This is a genomic window from Chamaesiphon sp. (assembly GCF_041738855.1).
Taxonomy (GTDB): domain Bacteria; phylum Cyanobacteriota; class Cyanobacteriia; order Cyanobacteriales; family Chamaesiphonaceae; genus Chamaesiphon.
This window is the reverse complement of record NZ_JBGSPA010000131.1, coordinates 213,736-222,285: the sequence shown is the minus strand read 5'-3', so window position 1 is coordinate 222,285 and position 8,550 is coordinate 213,736. Positions and strand designations below refer to the sequence as shown.

The window sequence follows — 8,550 nt, the reverse complement described above, 5'->3', positions numbered from 1 at the left end:
GATAAATCTTATTAATTCTTGATTGTTTGTAATTAGTATCAATCTACTAAATGACCGCTAATTATCAACAAGCAGAGCTTATTGATAATAATTTATGAAACACTTAGTTTTTGAGGATTGGTAGTGATTGGCTCAAACACCGTCAGGTAATTGATTTGATGATGAGGCTAGCCTCATCGAACTCAGGTGACTATGTGTGCAGCCTCTGAACGGGGATTTTTGAGGTGAAAGGGAATCGGGCTTGATGTTGACGACACTGAGCAGCTAGCCATCCTCCTGCTAGGCTAGCGGCGATCGATCGAGCACCATCGTGGTGCTACTATTGGGTGCAAAGCCCAGCCGCTCGTAGAAATTTTGTTGGTGAGTGGTGGTGAGATAGATTCTTTCTACTCGCTGCATACAGGGATGTTCGAGGACGGTTGCTACCAATTTTCGCCCCAAGCCTAGCCGCTGATAATCACAGTCGATCACTACATCCCAAATCGTAGCACGATATATGCCATCAGAATTGGCTCTGGCAAAGCCAATTAACTTATCTTTGTCCCAAGCAGATACTACAGGCTCACTGCGATCGAGCGCAATTTGGAGATCGGCGATCTGGCGATCGTTCGCCCAAAAGGCACTTTTGGTTAATAGTGCTTGAAGTTGGTGAAGGTCGATCTCAGCGCGGCGATCGCAAAACCGAATCGATCTACTGGAGATGGATGAATGGGTATCTATACTCACGAGCGGTGGTGCTTTGGTCTGATTTAAGTTATACCAACCAACCCGAGTGGATGTCTATACCTGAATGGAGCTAAGGAGGCTCGAACTCCTGACCTCTGCAATGCCATTGCAGCGCTCTACCAACTGAGCTATGGCCCCAAATTACTATCTTTTAACTTACCCGATCGAGTTTCCTATTGTCAAGGCTTTAGGTCTTAGGCTTTAGGCTTTAGGGGTTGGCGAGCGGTGAAATGAGCGATCGTGTCTGGGCTGGTGCGTTACGGCTTGCGCCTAACACACCTTAAGTGCAATTCGATCGTTTTGTGGCAATTCCCCAAAGCCTAAAGCCTAAAACCTAAAACCTAAAGCCTAAAGCCTAAAACCTAAGCAGGGAAAATCCGTAACCGCCGATTGGGTTCTTCGCCGAAACTGGCAGACTTGAGCCGATAGTGTTCGATCAGTTCGTGCTGCATCTTGCGGACATAACCCGATCGCGGTAATAGTTCGACAGGCTGACCCTTGGGGATGACGATTTGCTCGACTGCCAATCGGGCTTCCTCCAGGGCTTCGACTTCATCATCGCTACCATTAGCGGCAAACAAGCGCAGATCGGCGTCTTCAGGGACGCCTGGATCGTCCATGTGGAGCATTCGGCGGAGGGTGCGGGTGATTTGGGGAATCGTGCCGGACTTGACGCTGTAGATCGGCACTTGACGCACTTTACTGATCTGGCGGAGTTTGGCGTGATTTTTGATGTGTGTCCGCAGAGCGAGGACGGCATCGGCACTGCCCATGTCTTTGGTCAAGATCACTGGGAGATTTAAGACTTCGATCACCTGCTCCAATTCGTCGCGACCGATGCCATAGGGATAGACATGCAGTGGTAACTCTTGCCCATTGGCACCAACGGTGATGCCACTGGACATCATCGCTTCATCATCATCCCAGCTTTGGTCGAGGAGTTGGGCAAAGCCCAGATCTGCTTCGAGTGTGGATTGAGACGCATTGGTGGCTAGCGTGGCAGGCAAGCCGCCAAATCCATTGGGGGTAGGCATCGGCTCCATCCGTCCGGTCGATCGCCAGCCACGGGTCGATGAGGGCACATTGGGAGCGGGCATCAAGCCGTTCTTTGCTGGTGGCGGGAGTTCGCGGACGATCGTCACTTGACCTTGGTCGTTGACGGTGCGGACTTGGGGCGTGGGTTGGCGACCGCGCAGGAGGGTATCGACGATCTCGGCGACGCTATCATGGACGACCCACCGATGGCGTTCTTGCATTTCGACGGCGATTTCAAAGGTGGGAGGTGCTTTGCGTTCGAGGACAGTTTTTTGGGAGGCGCGGCGGCGGGCTTCATCGTCGCCGAGGGTAACCGCTTGAATCCCACCGACGAGATCGGAGAGGGTGGGGTTTTTGAGGAGATTTTCGAGTTTGTTGCCGTGGGCGGTACCGACTAGTTGGACGCCGCGCTCGGCGATAGTGCGGGCGGCGAGGGCTTCTAGTTCGGTACCGATTTCATCGATGACAATCACTTCGGGCATGTGGTTTTCGACGGCTTCGATCATCACTTGGTGCTGAAGTTCGGGGCGGGCGACTTGCATCCGTCTGGCTCTACCGATGGCTGAGTGGGGAATGTCGCCATCACCAGCAATTTCATTACTCGTGTCGATGATGACTACCCGTTTGCCGAGTTCGTCGGCGAGTACCCGCGCTATTTCGCGCAGGGCGGTAGTTTTGCCGACGCCAGGACGACCCAACATCAGGATCGATTTTCCGGTTTCGACCAAATCGCGAATCATTTCGATTGTGCCGTAGACGGCGCGACCGACACGACAAGTCAGCCCGACGATCTCGCCCGTGCGATTGCGCATACAACTGATCCGATGCAGTGTCCGCTCGATCCCAGCCCGATTGTCACCACTAAATAAGCCCAATCGATCGACACAATACGCTAATTCGGCTTTGGTAATCGCAACATCGCTGAGATATTCGGCTCCATCAGCAAATCTCGCTTCTGGATAACGACCCAAATCCATCACTACTTCTATCAAGACGCCGAGTTTGGGATGTTGCTCTAAAGTCAGCCGAATTGATGCTGGTAATACTGCTAACAATTGACCGAGATCGTCGGTAATTTGCATTCTACCCAAACTTAAATTTTCGTCCATTACAGGTTATTACTTTTTGATGTGTGTCTGGAGACTTTTGTTGGAGCGAAAAGCCCTGGCTGGATGGCGAGAGACAATCGGTTACCCTTGCTCTCGATCCCAGTCGCCTGCGACTAACTTGGTACCACTACTCTTCAACTGTCCGACGAGTTCGGCGGCGATCGCCACTGCCGAGCATAATAAGTCTGGATGGCTCTCTAGTTTCCCTGGATTGTCGGTGCATGTCTCCAATCTGTCCAGCAGCGGTGACAACAAGACCCGAGCGTAGCTACCATAAGCAACGCCGTGAACGTGTTTGGTACTGGTTGGTGGTAAAAGTCCTCGTTCCCGTAATTTGGGCACGGTGTAGTGGTTGGTACCGCCAGCTAGTTGCACGAAACCTGGTAGATTCGCCGCCAAAACTTTGGCACCCAATCTAATTGCGGCGTGAGTCGTCCCTGCCCCAATATCTCCACTCATCGGTCTACCGTCGGTTTGCCATAACAGTGTAAACGGTAGTGGGTGCGGATGATAAGTGGCGGCAATCGTCGCGTGAATCGATCGCAAATAGAGGATTAATTCGTCACTATCGGGACAACTAATCGCCACCAATTTGAGATGGTGAGCTACTGGTGCGAGGATGCGCCACAACTGCTCAAAGTCTGCTAAATGCCCTGGCTGAGTATGAATTTCGATCGCGTCGATGCCATCCGACCCCGTGAGATAGGGGAGGATACTACTCGGCGTTGCGGTGCGATCGCGTGTGACAATCGCTCCCAACGGACAAATCGGCAAGCATCGCCCACAGCCATAACAACGACTATCGATGACGCCTTGGTGGGCAATGGCATCAGCCGGACAAATGCGTTCGCACGGACGCGGGCAATCTACCGGACATTGGGAGGAGTCAAATTCTGCTTTGCGAAAATGCGGGTCTACACCATCATTCAAGCTCACCATCAACCAAGGCAACTCCAGCAGTGGCTCTTGCCTACTTTGACTTACCCGTGCCAATTTTTGGGCGATTCTCATCCCATCTTTTGCTGCGGTTATTACCGCTAAATCGGCAGCGACATCGATACAATCAGCTCCCGCCAATGTATAAGCGATCGCGAGACTACGGATGGCTGGTAGATGCCCAAAGCTAGCACCACAGATGAGTTTGAACCATGTACCCCTAGCTAATGAATTTAAGGGTGAAGGATATAGCACTAGGACTTGGATGAATTTTTGCTGACACTATGTGTGTCTAGTGGAAATTTTTTAAGTATGCTGAGTAAAAACATTCATGACAGTCACCCTCTTTTCCCTAAGTTTGTCAGCGTCCTGATGTTATGAATTATATCGAGATTTAGCGGTGCGTGGCTAGGGATCTCGATCGATGTTAATTTTCTGTAATGCGCTCTACCTAAATTGGTGAGGCAGATCCCCGACTTCTTTAAGAAGTCGGGGATCTCGCAGTCTCTAAGCAGTTTGTTGGATTTCGGCATATTGCCAGTAGGTGATGCCTGTATCTTCTCGATCGATAACCACTCCGAACCATTCTAATCGATCGAGATTTTCCCCAATCGCATCGAGTTTCTTCTGGGTATTTTTGCCTGTAAATTGGTTGGCTATTTGCAAGACCGTCCATTCGCCGCTACTGGTGCGCAAGAGGTCGCGGATGGCTGCGAGTTGGGCTTTTGGTTGGGTGGGCCATTTTTGTTGTTCGACGGGGGTTACAGCGGTTTCTGGTGCGATATCGATGCCTGCGATCGCGATTTGGGTAGATTGGGTTTGGGTGGGGGCTTGATATTCGGGGCGGAGCCAGCGGATGTGTCCGTTGCGCTCTTCGGCGGCGCGTTCGGCGTTGAGGGCGACGAGGCGTTCGAGGATGGTTTCGGCGATTTCTGCGGTGGGTTTGCCTGACAAGTCTTGCCAGCCGTAGGCTGCAAATACGGCTGTGTCGAGTTCGTCGTGGATCTGGTTGAGGGTGGAGACGAGGGCGCGATTGTTGTATGCTCGATCGAGTTCGCTAAATGGTGTACCAGCGCGGAGTTTTTCGAGCAGGTTGTACATTCCGGTGATGGTGATGTCGGGATGGGCGGCTTGAACTTGTTTGCGATGGCTGTCCAATCGATCGCCCAATTCTCGAATCTTTTGCTTTTGTTCTGGGGTAGGATCTGGGAAGGGGAAAGCATCAAAACAGGTGGTTTTTGTGTAGACAGGACGGTCTTCTAATGTCCGTCCAGTGCCTAAAGCCCAGCAAGTATGTAAATAACTTGAGAGAATCCCTAAAAAATAGGCATCATCTAATGCAATAACAGTTAATTTAACATCTGGGATGACTGTCGCATCTAAAAAGCTAAAGACTCTATGTTTAGCTGTTTCAACACTTACAATAAATTTTCGCAAATCTTGAATGGCTTGCCTTAACTCAGGTCGATTACGCTCGAATAACCACCAATTTTCTTTTATTTTCTCATCTCGCTCAACAATTCTTTGAGGATAAACACGTTCAAGAAGAATTTGAAATATACTAGGAAAGAGATTTTGGACATCTTTTTCAGTCATTCCAAAACAATCAATAACAAAGACATTCCTATCTTGTTGTGTAATGTCTCTACCATTCTTGTAAGGACGAACAATACTTGCTTCGTTACTGTTTAGGTTGGATGCTGTCTGTCGATCTAAAATAAACCCTGCACCATATACTTTAACCCCAGTACCACATATTTTGGACTGAGCCACCAGTGACTTGACTGAAGTGATATCAATTCCAATCGTTAAATTACTATTTATTTTTCCTGCGCTTTTCCAGTCAATAATAATTTGCTCTGCCGTCTCTTCAGGAATATCTGTTTCTCCTTCAGAAATTACTATTCCAAATCTAGGAATATTTTTAATTTTATTTGATTGATGTAATTCTGCTGATGTCATTGCTATTCTAACCGCAGCACCTTCATCAGTCCAGGGATGATCTGGAATTGCAAAAACTAGCTCGATTGATTTTTTTTGATTGACATGATGTTCAATTATACTTCTCAATCTAATTTGGTTAATACTATTAGTCGTAATAAATCCGAAAATAGTAAGTTGTTTTGCTTGAACTGCTACGGCGGCTTTATGCCACCAATACATGACATAATCAACAGTGTCGGGGATTTCCTTATAGATTGTCCGCAGTGCCTCAACATACCCATCACCTAATCTTTTACGCATTTTAGAGTTACCAATAAAAGGCGGATTTGAGACGATATAATCTGCTTTCGGCCATTCCGCAGCGCGTGGATTTAAGTATTTATAAATAATGACTCGATCGAGAGGATCTGGTACATCCTCCCCTGTCACTGGATGCTTCATCATTTTGCCACCCCAACGCGATCGAATCTCCCCCGTTTTCGCGTCTAGATCTGGCTCCATCCCGTCATAAGCCAACACCGCATCGCGACACTCGATATTTCCAAACGCTTGTAATACTGGCTCCGGCGGTGCTGCATTGCCATACCGCTTGAAATACCATTGCAGATACCCAATCCAGATTACCAGCTCCGCGATCGCCGCTGCCCGTGGATTGATTTCGATCCCCAAAAACTGCGCCGGATTGATTTGCTCTAGCCCTAATTGTACTTCTCCAGCTACATCTACCAGCCGTGCGATCGCTTCTTGCTCCAACCCCTTGAGCAAATCCAATGTTACATACAAAAAATTCCCCGTGCCACAAGCCGGATCGAGAATTTTTACCTGACGCAACTGGGTTAAAAAGGCTTGAATCTCCTGAGTGGCTTGCTTCCGCTGCGCCGCCGTCGGCTCCTTACCCTCGGCTGTTTCTAGTAACCGCTTCAGCTCCAGCTCGATTTCATCCCACTGTTGACGCAACGGCTCCATCACCACCGGACGCACCAACCGCTCCACATACGATCGCGGTGTATAATGTGCCCCTAACCTACTCCGCTCTTTCTTCTCCAACGCCCGTTCTAATAACGTCCCAAAAATCGCGGGTTCCACCTGACTCCAGTCCTTCGCCGCCGCTGCATACAACACCTCTAGCTGCTCCTTGGGCAAGTCAAACGCCGTCGCCTCCTCAAAGAAGCTACCATTGAACCGCAACACCCGCTCAAAGCCAAACGTCCCGCCCGTATTCATCGTTTGCCACAGTTGTTCGATTTCTGGCTTAAATAGCTGGGGATTGGGTATCCAGCGTTCCCGCAACGCCTTACTAAACACCTCACCCTTGAGTAATTCCACATCCTCCGCAAACATCGTAAAAATACACCGCATCAAAAAGTTCGCCACCTCATGCGCCGAGACGGGAGATGGTTCGCCGTCGATACCGCCGTCGATTGAAATCGAGGCTCGTGGTGTAAAGTCCGCCTTCGCGGACTGAGATTTATAGTTCTCCTTCGCAGACTTTGGATCGGGAGACGTTAAACTACTCTTAGTCTGCGTAGGCAGACTTTGCATCACCAGCGGCGGTTTCAACCGCACGCCACCCCGCATACCCGCATCAACCTGAGCGTTATCCTCCAGCCACCGCGACAACTTCGCCAACTCCGCCGCCACCTCCCGCGTCACCCGCGCGCGATACTTCTCAGGGTTGAGCGATTGCGGATCGGTAAAAATTGCCACAAACCTGTCGAATATTTCCGGCTGCGCCAAATCCTTGAGATTAATAGTCTGACGCGCCCCGTAGCTCCCATACTCACCACTAAACCCCTCCCACACCTCAAAATGCGAACCGATATCGCAAGTAATCAACAACGGCGGTAAAGATGGCAACATCCGGTTATAAGCATAGGATTTCGCCTGGTTAAACGCCTGTTGCATCGCATCCCGATAACCCTTCGTCCCCCGTTTCCCATGCCCCTTGGTTGAATTAGTACTTCCCTGCTTCGCCTCAATCAGAAAGCACCCTTCCTTATAAAAGTCCGCAAATCGCGTCGTCTCTGCCTTCTGTCCGAAGAACTTGATGTTTTTGTCAAAACAGTACTTGTCGCCCTCTACACTGCCCTTTGGCGGCGGTTCCGGCACATCTAGAGCCACACACAGATCGCCGAAAAAGGTTTGATAATTTGCCCGTTCGTTCCCCTCCGAACCCAACCACTTAGTCAAGAAGTCTTCAACTCGTTTATTTTCGGCTGCATTCATACAAGTTTAAACCTAGTGAACAGGGGTCTAGCTGAGGTATCTTACCGCTAAGTGACCTACAATGAAAGCATTCCAGCTAAAAGATCGCGTCAACGAGGGTTATGCAAGTTACATTCGATTTGCCAGATGAAGTTGTCACTCAGATCCAACCATTTGCAGACAAACTACCGCAAATCCTGGAGTTGGGTTTGCGAGAACTAAATGCGATCTCTCAGGTAGGATTTTCGGGGATACCTGAAGTTCTAGAATTTCTGGCAAGTCTCCCTTCCAATGAAGCCATTATTGCGCTGCGTCCCTCAGCATCCTTACAAGATCGGATTAGTACTCTAGTAGCAAAAAACCGAACGACGGGCTTAACTCCAGCCGAAGAACAGTTATGGCAAGGGTATCAGTATCTAGAACATATTGTCAGAATGGCAAAGGCTTGAGCTTTAATAAAGCTCAAGGAATCTCAGTCTGAATGAGTACAACCTATATTTCTGTCGCTCTACGTAAACAGGTTTACGAACGGGCAAATGGTTGCTGCGAATATTGCCTCATTCCTGATGTAGCTAACCTGAGTTCGGGATAAGAA

General features: G+C 49.4%; 5 protein-coding genes and 1 tRNA gene. 1 reads left to right on the top strand and 5 read right to left on the bottom strand.

The window, feature by feature from the left end; genetic code table 11:
- Window positions 1-279 precede the first annotated feature (279 nt).
- The 5 genes from ACEW9I_RS12985 to ACEW9I_RS12965 form a co-directional block, all read right to left on the bottom strand.
- Window positions 280-702, bottom strand: coding sequence for a GNAT family N-acetyltransferase (locus ACEW9I_RS12985; protein ID WP_373540757.1), 423 nt, complete (start codon window positions 700-702; stop codon window positions 280-282).
- A gap of 89 nt (window positions 703-791) precedes the next feature.
- Window positions 792-864, bottom strand: a tRNA-Ala gene (locus ACEW9I_RS12980).
- Window positions 865-1,088: 224 nt separating this feature from the next.
- Window positions 1,089-2,870 (bottom strand): R3H domain-containing nucleic acid-binding protein, encoded by a 1,782-nt coding sequence (locus ACEW9I_RS12975; RefSeq protein ID WP_373540746.1) that lies wholly within the window; start codon window positions 2,868-2,870, stop codon window positions 1,089-1,091.
- Between the two features lie 81 nt (window positions 2,871-2,951).
- Window positions 2,952-4,061 (bottom strand): circadian clock protein LdpA, encoded by a 1,110-nt coding sequence (ldpA, locus tag ACEW9I_RS12970; protein ID WP_373540745.1) that lies wholly within the window; start codon window positions 4,059-4,061, stop codon window positions 2,952-2,954.
- 252 nt (window positions 4,062-4,313) lie between these two features.
- The gene (locus tag ACEW9I_RS12965) at window positions 4,314-7,976 is read right to left on the bottom strand and encodes a class I SAM-dependent DNA methyltransferase (RefSeq protein ID WP_373540744.1); all 3,663 of its coding nucleotides are present in this window, start codon (window positions 7,974-7,976) and stop codon (window positions 4,314-4,316) included.
- 101 nt (window positions 7,977-8,077) lie between these two features.
- Between ACEW9I_RS12965 and ACEW9I_RS12960 the strand changes: the two genes are divergently transcribed.
- A complete protein-coding gene (locus ACEW9I_RS12960) occupies window positions 8,078-8,404 on the top strand; it encodes a hypothetical protein (RefSeq protein WP_373540743.1) in 327 nt (108 codons plus the stop codon).
- Window positions 8,405-8,550: the final 146 nt, after the last annotated feature.